This window comes from Herminiimonas sp. (assembly GCF_030655415.1).
Genome location: NZ_JAURVN010000002.1, coordinates 53,821 through 70,121 on the forward strand (window position 1 = coordinate 53,821; position 16,301 = coordinate 70,121).

At 50.9% G+C, this 16,301-nt stretch carries 18 protein-coding genes; 6 read left to right on the forward strand and 12 right to left on the reverse strand.

Annotation, left to right across the window (positions count from 1 at the left end; genetic code table 11):
• Positions 1–612, reverse strand: coding sequence for a methionine biosynthesis protein MetW (gene metW, locus Q7T66_RS00310; protein WP_304931232.1), 612 nt, complete (start codon positions 610–612; stop codon positions 1–3).
• Positions 609–1,766: a homoserine O-acetyltransferase gene (locus tag Q7T66_RS00315; RefSeq protein ID WP_304931233.1), complete on the reverse strand. Its 1,158-nt coding sequence runs from the start codon at positions 1,764–1,766 to the stop codon at positions 609–611. Before Q7T66_RS00315 ends, metW begins: the two co-directional genes overlap by 4 nt.
• Positions 1,767–2,222: 456 nt before the next feature.
• Here Q7T66_RS00315 and Q7T66_RS00320 point away from each other — a divergent pair, with 456 nt between their 5' ends.
• Positions 2,223–2,813, forward strand: coding sequence for a chromate transporter (locus tag Q7T66_RS00320; protein ID WP_304931234.1), 591 nt, complete (start codon positions 2,223–2,225; stop codon positions 2,811–2,813).
• On the forward strand, positions 2,810–3,394 hold the full coding sequence (locus tag Q7T66_RS00325) for a chromate transporter (RefSeq protein ID WP_304931235.1): 585 nt from the start codon (positions 2,810–2,812) through the stop codon (positions 3,392–3,394). The genes Q7T66_RS00320 and Q7T66_RS00325 overlap by 4 nt, the downstream gene beginning before the upstream one ends.
• Before the next feature lie 38 nt (positions 3,395–3,432).
• Here the strand turns inward: Q7T66_RS00325 and ptsP are convergent, their stop codons facing one another.
• The 8 genes from ptsP to Q7T66_RS00365 all read right to left on the reverse strand — a co-directional run bounded on the left by ptsP (position 3,433) and on the right by Q7T66_RS00365 (position 11,312).
• Complete coding sequence (gene ptsP / locus Q7T66_RS00330; RefSeq protein ID WP_304931236.1) at positions 3,433–5,181, reverse strand: phosphoenolpyruvate--protein phosphotransferase; 1,749 nt, start codon at positions 5,179–5,181, stop codon at positions 3,433–3,435.
• A gap of 90 nt (positions 5,182–5,271) precedes the next feature.
• Positions 5,272–5,541, reverse strand: a complete 270-nt coding sequence (locus Q7T66_RS00335; protein ID WP_304931237.1) for an HPr family phosphocarrier protein — start codon at positions 5,539–5,541, stop codon at positions 5,272–5,274.
• A gap of 31 nt (positions 5,542–5,572) precedes the next feature.
• Positions 5,573–5,980, reverse strand: a complete 408-nt coding sequence (locus tag Q7T66_RS00340) for a PTS sugar transporter subunit IIA (protein WP_304931238.1) — start codon at positions 5,978–5,980, stop codon at positions 5,573–5,575.
• Between the two features lie 66 nt (positions 5,981–6,046).
• Positions 6,047–7,000, reverse strand: coding sequence for a glutathione synthase (gene gshB / locus Q7T66_RS00345; RefSeq protein WP_304931239.1), 954 nt, complete (start codon positions 6,998–7,000; stop codon positions 6,047–6,049).
• Between the two features lie 167 nt (positions 7,001–7,167).
• Entirely contained in the window at positions 7,168–8,466 is a 1,299-nt protein-coding gene (gene gshA, locus Q7T66_RS00350) for a glutamate--cysteine ligase (protein WP_304931240.1), read from the reverse strand.
• 203 nt (positions 8,467–8,669) lie between these two features.
• Positions 8,670–10,193, reverse strand: coding sequence for an ammonium transporter (locus Q7T66_RS00355; protein ID WP_304931241.1), 1,524 nt, complete (start codon positions 10,191–10,193; stop codon positions 8,670–8,672).
• A gap of 10 nt (positions 10,194–10,203) precedes the next feature.
• The gene (locus Q7T66_RS00360) at positions 10,204–10,542 is read right to left on the reverse strand and encodes a P-II family nitrogen regulator (RefSeq protein ID WP_112990278.1); all 339 of its coding nucleotides are present in this window, start codon (positions 10,540–10,542) and stop codon (positions 10,204–10,206) included.
• Positions 10,543–10,568: 26 nt separating this feature from the next.
• Positions 10,569–11,312, reverse strand: coding sequence for a TorF family putative porin (locus tag Q7T66_RS00365; protein WP_304931242.1), 744 nt, complete (start codon positions 11,310–11,312; stop codon positions 10,569–10,571).
• 229 nt (positions 11,313–11,541) lie between these two features.
• Between Q7T66_RS00365 and Q7T66_RS00370 the strand changes: the two genes are divergently transcribed.
• The 4 genes from Q7T66_RS00370 (at position 11,542) to Q7T66_RS00385 (ending at position 15,538) form a co-directional block, all read left to right on the forward strand.
• Positions 11,542–11,781 carry an accessory factor UbiK family protein gene (locus Q7T66_RS00370; RefSeq protein WP_304931243.1) on the forward strand — a complete coding sequence of 80 codons (240 nt, stop codon included), beginning with the start codon at positions 11,542–11,544 and terminating at the stop codon, positions 11,779–11,781.
• Between the two features lie 183 nt (positions 11,782–11,964).
• The gene (locus tag Q7T66_RS00375; protein ID WP_304931244.1) at positions 11,965–12,318 is read left to right on the forward strand and encodes an aminoacyl-tRNA synthetase; all 354 of its coding nucleotides are present in this window, start codon (positions 11,965–11,967) and stop codon (positions 12,316–12,318) included.
• Positions 12,319–12,359: 41 nt separating this feature from the next.
• Positions 12,360–13,883, forward strand: a complete 1,524-nt coding sequence (locus Q7T66_RS00380; RefSeq protein WP_304931246.1) for a YifB family Mg chelatase-like AAA ATPase — start codon at positions 12,360–12,362, stop codon at positions 13,881–13,883.
• Positions 13,884–13,981: 98 nt separating this feature from the next.
• The gene (locus Q7T66_RS00385; RefSeq protein ID WP_304931247.1) at positions 13,982–15,538 is read left to right on the forward strand and encodes an amidase family protein; all 1,557 of its coding nucleotides are present in this window, start codon (positions 13,982–13,984) and stop codon (positions 15,536–15,538) included.
• A 108-nt stretch (positions 15,539–15,646) separates the two neighbouring features.
• Here the strand turns inward: Q7T66_RS00385 and Q7T66_RS00390 are convergent, their stop codons facing one another.
• Together Q7T66_RS00390 and Q7T66_RS00395 are read right to left on the reverse strand one after the other, a co-directional pair.
• The gene (locus Q7T66_RS00390) at positions 15,647–15,958 is read right to left on the reverse strand and encodes a hypothetical protein (RefSeq protein ID WP_304931248.1); all 312 of its coding nucleotides are present in this window, start codon (positions 15,956–15,958) and stop codon (positions 15,647–15,649) included.
• A 96-nt stretch (positions 15,959–16,054) separates the two neighbouring features.
• The gene (locus tag Q7T66_RS00395) at positions 16,055–16,300 is read right to left on the reverse strand and encodes a hypothetical protein (protein WP_304931249.1); all 246 of its coding nucleotides are present in this window, start codon (positions 16,298–16,300) and stop codon (positions 16,055–16,057) included.
• Between the last annotated feature and the right edge of the window lies 1 nt (position 16,301).

Below are 16,301 nucleotides of genomic sequence, written 5' to 3' on the forward strand. Positions count from 1 at the left end.
TCAAGCTGCCTGTTTTTTGCGCAGACGAAAAACCGCAAGGGTGCCGCGCCAATTTGGCAAGAAAGACACTGGATGACCGTCTTGCAGTGCCACGCACTCCACTACTTCCAGCCCGACCTCATTCGCCAATTCTTCAAAATCCTTGATCGTTGCGCAACGCAAGTTCGGTGTGTCATACCATTCATACGGCAGACTTTTCGATACCGGCATACGACCGCGCAATAGAGAAATGCGGTGCGGCCAGTATGCAAAATTAGGGAAGGACACGATCGCATCGCGACCGACGCGAGAAATATCGCGCAGCACGCCTTCGACATTCTTCATCATTTGCAGCGCCGATAAACACAGTACTGTATCGAAAGCATTATCGGCAAAGATCGCCAAGCCGGCTTCCAGATCGCGCTGGATAACCGACACGCCACGCTCCACGCATTCCGGAATCTTGTCATCGTCGATTTCAATTCCGTAGCCTTTGCATTGCTTGTCGGTTTGCAGATAGTCGAGCATCACGCCGTCACCACAACCAAGATCAAGTACTTGCGTACCGTTACCGACCCAGTGCGCGATGAAAGCCAGATCGGGACGCAGTGCGCTTAATTGTTCGAAGTTCATGCGCTTGCTCCTGCTTTCAAACTGCCGCCATCAATTTCCTTGTAGGCGCGCGCAAAATACGCGGTCACTACATTCATGTAACGCTGATCGTCGAGCAGGAAAGCATCATGGCCATGCGGCGCATCGATTTCTGCATAGGTAACAATACGTTTGTTATTGACCAGCGCATGCACCATTTCGTGGCTGCGCTCAGGCGCAAAGCGCCAATCGCTGGAAAACGACACCAGCAGAAATTCTGCGCGCGTCTTCGATAAAGTCTTGGTCAAATCGCCGCCGAAATCTTTCGCAGGATCGAAATAATCAAGCGCCTTGGTAATCAGCAAATACGTATTCGCATCAAAATATTCAGAGAACTTGTCGCCTTGATAGCGCAGATACGATTCGATTTCAAAATCGATACCGAAACCGAATTGATACGCGCCGGAACGCAGATCGCGACCGAACTTCACCGCCATGTCGTCATCCGACAAATAGGTGATGTGGCCCAACATGCGCGCCACACGCAAGCCATTCTTCGGTACCACGCCATGCTCGTAAAAATCGCCGCCGTGATAATCCGGGTCGGTCAGAATCGCTTGTCGCGCCACATCATCGAAGGCAATATTTTGCGCAGTCAATTTCGGCGTCGATGCAATCACCACGCAATGACGCAAACGATCAGGAAAAAGAATGCTCCACGCCAGCGCCTGCATACCGCCCAGTGAACCGCCCATCACTGCCGCAAATTGTTGAATGCCTAATGCGTCGGCAAGACGCGCTTGCGATTGCACCCAGTCCTCAACCGTCACCACAGGGAAGTGCGCACCGTATGGTTTGCCAGTCGCCGGATTGTTGTGCATAGGCCCGGTCGAACCAAAACAGGAGCCCAAATTGTTGACGCCGATGACAAAGAATTTATTGGTATCCAGCGCCTTGCCCGGACCAACCATATTGTCCCACCAGCCTTTAGTGCTGGCATCTTCGCTGTAATAGCCAGCAACATGATGCGAAGCATTCAGCGCGTGGCACACCAATACCGCGTTCGAATGATCGGTATTCAAGGTGCCGTAAGTTTCGTACACCAATGTGTAGTCGCAAAGTTGCGCACCGCTCTGCAAAGGCAGCGGCGTCGAGAAAAACATGGATTGCGGTGCAACGATTCCGAGAGAGGTCATGTTATCTATTCACGAGAAGGATGCTTAAATGCGGCGCTGAAATACAACACCGATACAGCACTGGTTTTCTCTGGTATTCCAAAAAGCAAAAAAGCCCGAAAAGCGGTCAGCTTAGCGGGCTAAATTCGAGACTCAATATTGAGTACGCTTTAGCCGTATTTATTATGCGCCCGCAAGCTGATGTCAAATCGGCGCCATGACGTAAGAATAAACAAGTCGTACGCTGCCGTCAAACGCCAGCCATGCAAATCTTGCAACTTTAGTCTGAATGACGACATCTCTTGTTCATATCGAAACGACCATCCCCTAAAGACGGATTTGTCGCGCATAAAAGCAAGGTTCCAAGGCGCGCCGGTTCCATATATGCAAACCTTTACGAGTGATAAACTGCAGGCACAGACTTGAGGTCTATTGTCACGGTCACGACATTGCTCGAGCAATCATCTACCCTCACTCATGAATATCCAGCCAGCAACCGAAACAGCGCCCCACGAAAAGCCCAGGCCGCAGTCACTCACCGATCTGTTCATCTCCTTCACGCTGCTTGCGCTGCAAGGTTTTGGCGGCGTCATGGCGATCGTGCAGCAAGAGCTGGTCGACAAAAAGAAATGGCTGACACAAGAAGAATTCATTGAAGACTGGGCCGTCGCGCAAATCATGCCGGGGCCGAATGTAGTCAATTTATCGATCATTATCGGCGGTCGATATTTCGGTCTGCCTGGCGCGCTTGCGGCCTGCGCCGGCATGTTGTTGATGCCGCTCATGCTGATTCTGTTGATTGCGATTCTGTACGCGCCGTATGCCAACCATCCCAACGTCGTCCATGCCTTGCGCGCAATGGGTGCTGTTGCGGCAGGCTTGATTCTGGCGACGGGGTTCAGGTTGATCAGCGCGCTCAAGAGAAATCCGTTGGGGATGCGTATCTGCTTTGCCTTGAGCGCGCTGTGCTTCATCGCCGTCGCCTTGCTGCGACTGCCGCTGATCTATCCCTTGTTTGGTCTCGGCTTTGTCGGCTGTGCACTCGCCTATAGAAAATTGGCAAAATGACCGAGACACTACATCTGTCATTGCAAGCAAGCGACTGGCTGAATTTATTTTTGCATTACATGTCGCTGTCGCTGCTGTCAGTCGGCGGCGCGCTTGCATCAGCGCCGGAGATGCATAGGTATCTGGTGGCTGAGCAGCACTGGTTGAGCGAACCGCAATTCAGCACATCGATCACGATCGCGCAGGCAGCGCCGGGGCCGAATATTTTATTTGTTGCGTTGATGGGCTGGAATATCGGTTTGAATGCTGGCGGCATGGCCACCGGCTTGCTCGGCATGACACTCAGCATGGTAGGCATCCTGTTGCCGAGCACTGCGTTCACCTACATGGCGACGCGCTGGGTGCATCGCAATCGCGATCTGCGTGCAGTGCGTGCGTTCAAATTGGGAATGGGGCCGGTGGTGGTCGGCTTGGTATTTGCAACAGGCTGGATTTTGGCCAGTATCCATGACGAGCCAGCAAAAGATTGGCCACTGTGGATATTGACGGTGCTCACTATCGTACTGATATTGAAAACCCGCATACACATCTTGTGGTTGCTGGCCGCCGGGGCACTGCTAGGATGGCTGGGCCTGGTCTAGCAACTCTCAGCAGAAGTAAATTTTCTACTCTCGTCCGATTACAATAAACGTAATTGTTCAACGGCTTCGTTGATCGCTTTCGGCTCATACAGACGCGATATTTTTCGGGTAGCTGGCGTCAGCACATTCAAATCACTATTCAAAATTTCATTCTTCACCGCGAGTAATTGCGATGGATGCATGGAGAATTCACGCAAACCCATTCCCAAAAGCAAACGTGTCATCTGGATATCGCCAGCCATCTCACCGCATACCGAAATCGCCACGCCAGCTTTGGACGCAATCGCAATCGTGGACGACAGCAAATACAAAACCGCCGGATGCAAAGGATTGTATAGATGCGCGACTTCGTGATCGACGCGATCAATCGCCAATGTGTACTGGATTAAATCGTTGGTACCGATGGACAAAAAATCCAGACGTTTGATAAACAATGGCAGCGTCAATGCAGCGGCTGGTATTTCAATCATCGCGCCTATCGGCAAGACTGGATCAAATTTTATTTTTTCTTCACGCAATTGTGCTTTTGCCTGCGCGATCATCGCCAGTGTTTGATCGATTTCAAATGCGTGTGCCAACATCGGCACCAGCAATTTGATCGGACCAAATGCAGATGCACGCAAAATCGCGCGCAATTGCGTCATGAACATTTGTGGCTCGGACAAACAGAAGCGAATAGCGCGCAAACCCAGCGCCGGATTCAGCGCAGTCTGCTCCGCGAAATCCATAGGTTTGTCAGCGCCAATATCCAAAGTGCGGATCGTGACTGGACGACCCTTCATTGCGATCACGGCTTTTTTGTACGACTCGAATTGCTCGTCTTCGGTCGGCAACTTGTGTGCGTGCCCGGTGCGGCCCATGAATAAAAATTCAGAGCGGAACAAGCCGATACCATGCGCGCCAGCATCCATCGCGTGCGCACAATCGTCGGGGAATTCGATGTTCGCAAGCAAGGTGATCGCCGTGCCATCGATGGTGAGCGATGGCGTTTTTTTCAGCTTACCGAGTTTTTTACGATCGCGTGTCTGGCGCGCTTGCTTCTCGCGATATTGCTCGAGTACGACAGAGGTTGGCGCGACCACTACTACGCCGGCATCGCCGTCGATGATCAGCCAGTCGCCTTGCTCTATTAGCGTCGACGCATTCGAAACGCCAACCGTTGCGGGAATATCCAGGCTGCGCGCGACAATCGCCGTATGCGAGTTTTGTCCACCTACATCGGTGATAAATCCGCTAAAGGCGCGATCGCGAAACTGCAGCATGTCGGCTGGCGAAATATCGTGCGCCACAACGATCATGCTGACGCTGCCTTCGTTGCCATCAACCTTGGGCAGGAAATTAGCGCTACCGGTCAAGGCTTTCAGAATACGTTCACCGACCTGCTGAATATCGGCTTTGCGTTCACGCAAATAGGTATCTTCGATTTCTTCAAACTGTGCCGATAACTCTTCAATCTGTGTGACCAGCGCCCACTCGGCGTTGTAATAACGCGAGCGAATAATATCGAGCGGCATTTCAGAAATCATCGGGTCCGACAAGATCAATACATGCACGTCGATGAACGCGCCGAGCTCAGCTGGCGCGTCCTTCGGGAGTTCGCTCCAGATGGTTTGCAGTTCGGTGTGAACGGTTTTAATGGCGCATTGCAGGCGTGCGACTTCCGCTTCGACCTGGTCATCGGCGATTAGATAATGCTGTACGTCGAGCGCAGCGGGAGCGAGGATATGCGCACGGCCGATGGCGATGCCGCGCGATACTGGGATGCCGTGTAGCGTGAAAGAAGTCATCGAGTCAGTCCGTATCAGTGGAAGCTGAAGGCAGCTTGAAAAACAAGCCCGTGCATGCAAGCTGAATGCCTGCTATTTACTCTGGCTTGATTATTCGCCTTCACCGAACTTATCTTGAATCAGCAATGCAATTGCGTCGAAACATTCTTGTTCGTCCGGGCCATTGATTTCCAACATGACCTTGGAGCCTTTGCCGGCTGCCAGCATCATCACACCCATGATGGACTTGGCGTTGACGCGGCGTTTATTGCGCGTCATCCAGACTTCACTCTGATATTTTGCAGCTAACTGGGTAAGCTTGGCGGAAGCGCGTGCATGCAGACCCAGCTTGTTGACAATCTCAATCTCTTGTTCAATCATTTTTATTATAAGAATTATTTAAATCAGTTAATCAATTCGCCGAGAGTCGTACGCGGTTGTCTACTCTGACCGCGCCTCCTTGACCACCGGCTAATGCCATCTCCACTACAACATCGAGCGTATCCTGACGATACGTAATTGCTCGCAACAACATCGGCAAACTGATACCCGCAATCACCGCAACATTTTCGACATTGCACAAACCCAAGGTGCAATTCGATGGCGTACCGCCCATGACGTCGGTAATGACCAACACGCCGGAGCCGTCGTCCAAACCAGCGATGGCTTTCTTCGCAAGTTGTTCGACTTCACAAGTGTCTTGATCGGCCGTAACATCGACAGACTCCAGCTTTTCCGGAAGCGATCGGAACACATGGGTGGCCGCCGAGATAAAGGCTTGCCCCAAAGGTGCGTGCGTCAATAACAGGATACCAACCATCTGCTTTATTTAACCTGAATTTTTACAACAACTTACTTAAAATTTCTGGCAACGTCGTTTATTTACTTACGAATTCCACGTTTCAGTCTGCTTTTCCAGCGCATCCACAAACATCGCGGCAACATCAAAACCAGTCTGTTGCTTGATTTCCTGGAAACACGTCGGGCTGGTCACATTTAATTCGGTCATGTAATCACCAATTGCGTCCAATCCTACCAGTAACAAGCCTCTTTTTAAAAGGATGGGCGCCAAAGCTTCGCCGATTTCGCGATCACGTGTGGATATTTCGCGCGCCACACCTATGCCGCCGACAGCGAGATTACCGCGAATTTCTGTTCCTTGCGGAATACGCGCCAGGCAATATGGCACGACCTGACCGCCGATCAACAGAATGCGTTTATCGCCTTCGGTGATTTCAGGAATGTAACGCTGCACCATGATAGTTTGACGACCATTATCGGTTAGCGTCTCGATGATGGAACCAAGATTGAGCGCATCGTCTTTTACGCGAAAAATCCCGGCGCCGCCCATGCCATCCAGCGGTTTCAAAATAACGTCGCGATGTTCGCCGTGGAAAGCCTTGATGCGTACCGCATCGCTGCTGACCAAGGTCGGTGCGATGTACTGTGGGAATTGCGCAATCGCGAGTTTTTCATTGAAGCTGCGCACTGCTTCCGGCTTGTTGAAAATACGCGCACCTTGTTGCTGCGCCAGCTCCAGCAAATACGTTGCGTAGATGTATTCCATATTGAAAGGCGGATCGGTGCGCTCCAGAATCGCATCGAAGCCCGACAGTTCCTGCGCGACTGGCGCGTCCTGACGATACCAATCGTCGTTGTCGCCGGTCAATGTCACGCGCGAAATATTCGCCACCACTTTGCCGCCTTCGAACGCCATATCCTTGTGCTGAAACACATGGATCGCATATCCGCGGCGCGCCGCTTCGGCCATCATCGCGTAAGTGCTGTCTTTGTAAATCTTGAAGCCATCCAGCGGATCACATACGAAAGCTATTTTCATTCGATACATCCTGAGAAATCATCTTGCCTGCGATACCTGCAGGACAAAGTTTAATTGTTTGAAAACTGCTACTGCGTAATTGAGTGTCTTCATCAACTACAACGAAATACGTAACTCACTGAAGAAAAGCGAGACACTTGCCTCACTCTGCTTCTTTGCTAAATCGCTTAATACACTTCCGGATTAGGATCGGTTTTTTCCATTTCCAGCGATGCGGCCAGCAAAGCCAAACGCGCAACGACACCGTACATGTAAAAACGATTCGGTGCTGCGGTGCCGGGTTTGGCCTGGTAATCAGGCAATGCATGTTGATGTGCAAATGCCAACGGTACGAAATGCGCGCCAGGCGCATTCAGGTTTTCGTGATTGCCACGCTCGGAATGAACACGATAGAAGCCGCCTACAACATAGCGATCAATCATGTAGACGACAGGCTCAGCGACTGATTCGTTGATGTGTTCAAACGTTGGCACACCTTCTTGAATGATGACGTCTGTGACTTCCAAACCATCTTTGACGACAGACATTTTATTGCGTTGCTTGCGGTTCAGATCTTTGACTTCGCTCGCATCGTGCACGGTCATGATGCCCATGCCATACGTGCCGGCATCGGCTTTGACGACGACGAATGGTTTTTCCTTGATGCCGTATTCCTTGTACTTCTTGCGCATCTTGGCGAGCAAGGTATCGACATTCGCGGCCAATCTGTCTTCGCCAGTATGTTCATTGAAATTGACGTTATCGCACTTCATGAAATACGGATTCAGCATCCATGGATCGACATCGATCATCTTGGCGAACTTCTTCACCACTTCATCGTAGGCGGCAAAATGATTGGTTTTACGACGCACCGCCCAGCCAGCATGCAAAGGCGGCAACAGGTTTTGTTCGTTGATGTTTTCCAGGATCGAAGGCAAACCAGCTGACAAATCGTTATTCAGCAGAATGGTGCAGGGATCGAAATTTTTGAGGCCGACGCGACGACCATTGTGCGAGCGCTCCAGCGGCTCCAGCGTCAAGGTTGTGCCATCCGGCAGTTCGATCGGCGTTGGTGCGGTGATATCAGGATTAAGCGTGCCGAGACGCACATTCAAACCGGTTTGGCGGAAGATCTGCATCAGACGCGCGACGTTTTGCAGATAGAACGTATTGCGCGTATGCCCTTCAGGAATCAGCAACAGATTCTTGGCATCGGGACAATATTTTTCAATCGCCGCCATTGCAGACTGCACCGCCAACGGCAGCATTTCCGGCGAAAGATTGTTGAAGCCGCCTGGAAAAAGGTTAGTGTCGACTGGCGCCAACTTGAAACCGGCATTACGCAGATCGACCGAACAATAAAAAGGCGGCGTGTGTTCTTGCCATTCCAGCCTGAACCAGCGCTCAATGGCTGGCGTGGCGGTGAGAATCTTTTTTTCAAGGTCGAGCAACGGACCGTTCAAGGCCGTGACGAGATGCGGAACCATATAAACCTTTTTGCTGAACTATCGTTAATTGACGCTGATTTTAAACGGGAAACGCCGATTGCGCCCTCGGTTCGGCAAGCTTATCCGCTCAATTTGATCTATCTAGGTGTGGGCTGAAGGGCAATTTTAAAGCCCCAAACGAAAAAAGCGCCTCACGAGGAGGCGCTTTTGAATACCCGCTTGTGCGGGTCAGGAGAAACAGATTACGAGTGGTAAGCCGACTCACCGTGGCTGGTGATGTCCAGACCTTCGCGCTCTTCTTCTTCTGGAACACGCAGACCGATAACCAGGTCAACTAGTTTGAAGGCGATGAAAGCAACGACGCCAGACCAGATCACTGTAGTGATCACGCCTTGGGTTTGAATCCAGACTTGACCCATGATCGAGTAATCAGGAGCAACAGCGTTAGCAACATAGTCATAGATACCTGAGCCGCCGAGTGCTGGATCAGCAAATACACCGGTCAGGATCGCACCGAGAATACCGCCAACGCCATGCACACCGAACACGTCGAGTGAGTCATCTGCGCCCAACAAGCGTTTCAGACCATTTACACCCCACAAGCAGACGATACCAGCCAGCAGACCGATTACGAGTGCACCCATTGGGCCGACGAAACCGGCAGCAGGTGTAATCGCAACCAGACCAGCAACCGCACCGGATGCAGCACCCAGCATTGAAGGTTTGCCTTTAGCCATCCATTCGCCGAAGGTCCAGGTGCAAACTGCAGCAGCTGTAGCCAACAGAGTATTGACGATTGCCAAAGCCGACAGGCCGTTTGCTTCCAGACCGGAGCCTGCGTTGAAACCGAACCAGCCCACCCACAGCAACGAAGCACCGATCATGGTCATGGTCAGCGAATGAGGAGCCATCGCTTCTTTACCGTAACCAACACGTTTGCCGATAACGTATGCACCAACCAAGCCTGCGATAGCAGCATTGATGTGAACTACGGTACCGCCAGCGAAGTCGAGTGCGCCTTTTTGGAACAACCAGCCTGATACAGAAGTAGCAGCTTCAGCAGCAGCAGCATCTGTGTAAGCATCAGGACCAGGCCAGAACCAGACCATGTGAGCCATAGGCAAGTACGAGAATGTGAACCACAAGACCATGAACAACAGGACTGCGGAGAATTTCACACGTTCTGCGAACGCACCAACGATCAGGCCACAAGTGATAGCCGCGAACGTAGCTTGGAAAGCGACAAAGCTGAACTCAGGAATCACGACACCTTTGCTGAAAGTAGCAGCGACTGTTTCAGCCGTGATGCCTTTCAGGAACAAGCGATCGAATCCGCCAATGAACGCGCCGCCTTGTGTGAATGCCAGCGAGTAGCCGTACACACACCACAACACCACGATCACCGAGAACACCATGAAGACTTGCATCAACACGGACAACATGTTTTTCGAGCGAACCAAACCGCCGTAGAACAGTGCCAAGCCAGGGATCGACATCATGATCACGAGGATGGTTGCAATCGACATCCACGCCACGTCGCCTTTATTCGGCACAAGTGCCGGTGCGGCTGGCGCTTCAGCTGGTGCAGCTGCGGCCGCTGCTGGAGCAGGCGCTGCTGCCGGTGCTGCAGCAGCTGGCGCCGCTGCTGCTTCAGTCGTAGCTGCAGGAGCAGCTGCTTCTTCAGCGATCACCGGTGCCGAAAAACCTACGGCAACCAACAAAGCACCAGTTGCCAGGGCGCTTGCGAATATTTTCTTGATACTCATCTCATTCCCCTTAAAGTGCTTCTTTACCGGTTTCACCGGTGCGGATGCGGACGACTTGTTGCAGGTCATAGACGAAAATCTTGCCATCGCCAATTTTGCCGGTACGCGCCGCGGTTTCGATTGCTTCGATAGCGCGATCAACGATCGTGTCATCTACCGCTGCTTCGATTTTCGTTTTTGGCAAGAAATCCACCACGTATTCCGCACCGCGATACAACTCGGTATGACCTTTTTGGCGACCGAAGCCTTTGACTTCAGTCACGGTAATGCCTTGAACGCCGATCGCAGACAAGGCTTCCCGCACTTCATCCAACTTGAAGGGCTTGATAATTGCGGTAATCAGTTTCATTTGAACCTCTTACGTTATTTTTTAAATTAGAAAGCTTTGGAGATCGACAAGATTGCTTTTGTGTCAGCAGTTTTTTTCGATTTTCCGCTTGACGATGTCACCAAGCCGTCACCGTCGATATCTGTAGCAGTTACGCCCAGAGCGATGGTTGCAAAACCAAAGTCACGTGCCAAGGAAATTTTGTAATCGGTATAGTCAGCTGTGCTGTTGTGACGCACTTTTTGATGACCAACATGCAGACCTAATGTCGTTTTGTCCGCAACTTCAAACGCTGCGTTCAACTCGAGGTAACCCGAACCGTCTGAGTCAGGAACAGCAAAGAAATCAGATACTGCGTGGCTGTATTTAGCAGTCAACCATTTGTAAGTGATCGCGCCATAGATTTCTGTAGTGTTGTATGACACGCCAGCTGATGTATCCGCGCCTGGATAGTAGTAGTACAGTGCGCCGACGTCAGCAGTAAAATCAGGTGTGATCGCAAATTTGTAACCAGCGTACAGATCCATTTCGATCGAACCATCTGTGAACGAGTTACCGCTTACGTTTGAGTTCCAGTTACCGACATAGAAACCGCTAGAATGGGAATAGTCAAAACCGCCTTGAATCGCTGGTTGATTGAAAGTTTGTGAAACACCACGGAAACGATAATCGGTGACCACTGAAACGTTACCTGTGAAAGTATGCTCTGGAGTAGCGGTAGCAGCTTCTTGTGCGTTAGCAACACCAGCGAATGCACCCATTACAGCGACTGCAAGAATCAGTTTTTTCATGATATTCCCTTTAAGAGTTAAATATAGAAACCAACATTGGTTGTCCTCAGGTCTACATTTAGCAGGACTCATGCCAGCTTTTTAGATAGAATGTATTATCATTTTCACTACTAATCCTTACCCAAAACTATTTTCTCAAGCTACCAAAACCCATGCGCGCACTTCTGTGGAGCATATAAACATAATTTGCACTGAGTAGGTGCAAATAATTACCCCTTCAGAGGAAAAAATGGAAAAGCCTAATTTTTTTAACGACATGCAAGACAAGATCAATCAAGTGCTGGAGAACTCGCCGGTCAAAGACATTGAAAAAAATGTAAAAGCGATGATGAGCCAGGGATTTTCGAAACTGGATCTGGTCACACGAGAGGAATTCGATGTGCAAGCGCAAGTGCTTGCGACCACCCGCGCCAAATTAGAAGCACTCGAAGCACAAGTAACTGCATTGGAAGCACAACTGAAAAAATAAGAACACTCCGCCAGCATTGGTAAATCGCGGGCTTATTCGTTTTCGCATGCTAACTATATAGATGCGACAAACTTGATATCTCGGCGGCAAACTCAGCGTGCCGCAATTTACCAACGGCGGATTGCTTTTATGTTTTCACGAGAAGCCGGCAATACCATCCCAATAACAGGGGGCGCCATGCGCATGAGCGACGAAGAGTACTTCCGTAGTTGCATCGCCCAAGAGCGCCATCTGGCGCAGTTGCGGGGACATCACAACATCGAAGAGTTCTACGAGAGTGCCGGCTCTTTATGGGAAAACACCCAGATTTTGCCCAAATGGACTCGCGACTGGCAAGCCTGCGGCCCATTGATTGCAGAATACGCATTCGCTATCACCTTTCAAGACCTTGCCGACGATCCGCACGGCAAGGCTATCCATATTGGCACCATCGTTGTGCATATCTCGCATCATCCGAACCAAGATCAAGCATTGAGATACGCGATCGTCAAAGCGGCTATTGCTCACTTAGAACACGCCAAGCACTGCAAACACTGATTACAGCATCCGCTGACCCGCAGTAAATCCCAAGGAGTCTCATGAGCCTAGCCGTTTTGACGAGTCGTGCGCTGGCAGGAATGCAAGCGCCTGAAGTAACGGTAGAGGTTCATCTGGCGAATGGATTGCCTTCTTTTATGATTGTTGGTTTGCCGGAGACTGAAGTAAAGGAAGCCAAGGATCGCGTACGTGCGGCTTTACAGAATGCAGGTTTCGAATTCCCATCAAGAAGAATCACCGTCAACCTCGCGCCAGCAGATTTACCAAAAGAGTCGGGTCGATTTGATTTGCCCATCGCACTCGGCATACTCGCCGCGTCGGGCCAAATGCCTGCCGACAAATTAGCGCAGTATGAATTTGCAGGTGAACTCTCTTTATCAGGAGAACTGCGTCCTATCCGGGGCGCACTGGCAATGACGTTCGCCATGCATCGCAGCAGCGATAAAAGCGGCAAGCAACGCGCATTCATTTTGCCGCGTATGAATGCCGATGAAGCTGCCTTGGTAAAGGATGTCACAATTTTTCCGGCAGATTCGTTGTTACAGGTTTGCGCGCACTTCGCCGCCACAGATCCGGATGCGCGTTTGACGCGCCATATCGCAGCACCGGTAAGTGAGCGACCGAGCTACCCTGATCTGGCGGATGTAAAAGGACAGGCACAAGCAAAACGTGCTTTGGAAGTGGCAGCTGCAGGAGCACACAGTTTATTAATGGTTGGTCCGCCCGGTACTGGCAAATCGATGTTGGCCGCCCGCTTTGCAGGCATTTTGCCGCCGATGACAGATGATGAAGCGTTGGAATCAGCAGCCGTTCAATCCCTGACCAGCGGCTTTACTACTGCGCGTTGGAAGGTGAGGCCATTTCGCTCGCCGCACCATACGGCGTCTGGTGTTGCACTAGTTGGTGGTGGTGGCACACCGCGGCCGGGAGAAATTTCTTTAGCTCACCGCGGTGTGCTCTTCCTCGATGAATTGCCCGAATTCAGCAGGGCGGTGCTGGAAGTTTTGCGCGAACCGCTAGAGTCAGGACAGATCACTATTTCGCGCGCCGCACGACAGGCGGATTTTCCGGCAAGATTCCAATTGATCGCCGCCATGAATCCATGTCCATGTGGCTACTTGGGACATCCAGCGAATAAATGCCGATGCACACCCGATGTAATTGCGCGCTATCAGGGAAAAATTTCTGGTCCCTTGCTTGATCGCATAGACATGCAAATTCACGTCGGAGCACTTGCGCATGAAGACTTGCTCAAACAATCGACCGGTGAATCTTCGGAGCATGTCGCCGCGCGTGTTGCGCATGCATCCGAGCGCCAGCTATCGCGGCAAGGCAAACACAATAATTTGTTGTCCGGCACTGAGATGGATAGTTATTGCAAACCAGATGAAGCCGGTGAACAGCTCTTACGCACAGCGATGACCCGCTTGAACTGGTCAGCTCGCGCCTATCATCGTGTATTGAAAGTCGCCCGCACGATTGCTGATCTGAGTAATGCTTCAACCATCAGGCAAGCACACATCGCGGAAGCGATTCAATATCGACGCGCCTTACGCGAACAATGATCAATCAGCAACTTAGTGATCATTTAACGCACCAAAATCTGACATGTCACAGGCATGGTAATTGCGTACATAACGCATTCATCAACCAAGGACATGCCATGAAACTCAAAGCTCTCGCCTTTTCCCTTACGGCCCTTCTGCAGATCACAGCACACGCAGCACAACCATTTCCTATCGAAGAAGCATCGATCAGCAAAATTCAAACTGCCCTGAAAAGCGGCAAGCTGAGTTGCACTGATTTGGTAGACGCCTATCTCGCGCGTGTTGCAGCCTACGACAAACAAGGCCCCGCGCTGAATGCCGTGTTGACCATTAATCCTGCAGCACATGAACTCGCGCTAGCCAAAGATGCTGAATTTAAAAAGACCCGCAAACTGAGCGGACCTTTGCACTGCATTCCAATCGCCGCCAAAGACAATTACAACACCTTGGACATGCCAACCACCGGCGGCTCGGAAGCATTGAAAGGTGTACGTCCAGCGATTGAAAGCACTGTCACACGCAAGCTGCGCGAAGCCGGCGCCATCATTTTGATGAAAACGAATATGCATGAACTGGCATTGTCCGGCACGACTGTCAGCTCGCTGGGCGGACAAACCCGCAATCCGTATGACTTGACGCGCACACCAGGCGGCTCAAGTGGCGGCACTGGCGTTGCAATTGCTGCCAACTTTGCCACTGCAGGTTTGGGTAGCGACACAGTCAACTCAATACGCTCGCCCGCTTCGGCCAATGCATTAGTTGGCTTTCGTTCGACCTTGGGCCTGGTCAGCCGCGCTGGCGTGATGCCGGTGTCGGATACGCAAGACGTGGTCGGACCGATTACGCGCACCGTGACTGATGCAGCGATCATGCTCGACGCTATCGCAGGCTTCGACGCCGCAGATATGACTAGCGCACGCGGCGCCAGCCACATTCCAAAAACCTATACGGCTTATCTTGATGCCAAGGGTTTGAAAGGCGCACGCATCGCTGTCTTGAAAACATTTTTGGGCACCAAGCCTGAACATGAAGAAGTTAATCTTGCGATGGCGAATGCCGTCGCCGCTTTGAAAAAAGCCGGCGCAACCGTAGTCGAAATTGATGATCCGATGTTCGATGCTGGCGCAATCAACAATGACTACGATGTACAAAAATGGGAATTCAAACCTCTGTTCAATGCGTACCTGCAAAGCCTGGGCGATGCAACACCTGTGAAAACATTGAGCGAATTTATTGCGTCCGGCAAGTTCAACAAACCAACCTTGGAAAAATTCCTGACCACATCAAATGCAATTGAAACGCCACGTGAACAAAAGGAATACTTGCTGCGTTTGTCGAAACTGGATGGCTTGCGCGATCGCTTGTTGATGCGCATGAAAGAACAGAATGTCGATACGATCATCTATCCATTGCAGAAGCGTTTGGTTGTTCCAATTGGTGAATTGAATCAGGCTGATCGCAACGGTATCCTGGCTGCGATGACCGGCTTCCCTGCATTTACAGTGCCGATCGGTTTTTCAAAGCCTAGCGCCAACGCGCCGATAGGCGTTCCTATCGGCATGGATATCATGGGCAAACCGTTTGATGAAGCAACCTTGGTCAAAGTAGCTTATGCATTTGAACAGGCAACCAAGGTTCGCAAACCACCAAGCACTACACCTGAATTGAAATAAGCAGGAGTGCTAATGCTGTTGCCCATCGATGTGATTACATCGTGCGGGCAACAGCAGTTTTAAAAACTCAGGGAAATAGAGATTGGTGAATCGTACGCGTTCACTCAATCAAGGCGCATCGACAATTTCAGGTTCGCCATTTGGATAAGGATGCGAGCAATATACTTTGCCGGTCTTATCCTTCATATGCGCTTGCGGCCAGACACCTTTGATCTTGTACAGAATCGTATTGGAAAACAATACTGGCCCTTCAATCACCTTGGCTTTTTTTAAACCACTTTGCTTCAAACAAGCTTGAGCCGTTGTGTCGTACAAGACCTGCCATGCATCAGGAGATGATGCAAAAGAATACCCAGCCGCACTCAATGCTGCGCAAGCAAAAGCGCCACTGGTAATCATGCGTCGCATAGTTAAGTTCATACATATCCTTTCGCCATAAGTCTCAAAATTTTTCAACCATATCCGGGCAACGAGCTTTAGTGCTTTGCTACGAATGCATATTGCATGCAGCCGAATTTATTCCGCTGGAATAATGCTTGTTTCATACAAACCAGCCAGCGGCTTTTTCTTCTTGGCCCAAGCGACTGCTTCTTGCGCTTCTGCCAGCGTCATGACGGATGCCTTTTCGCGATTGCGAATAAACGACACGCCTTCGAATACACCTTCTTTGCTACGCATGGCTTTTGCATAAACCGGTAAATCTTTTTCGCCCGGATTCATTTTGCGTTGCTGGACGATATAGGCTTGATTGGTTTCAGTCATA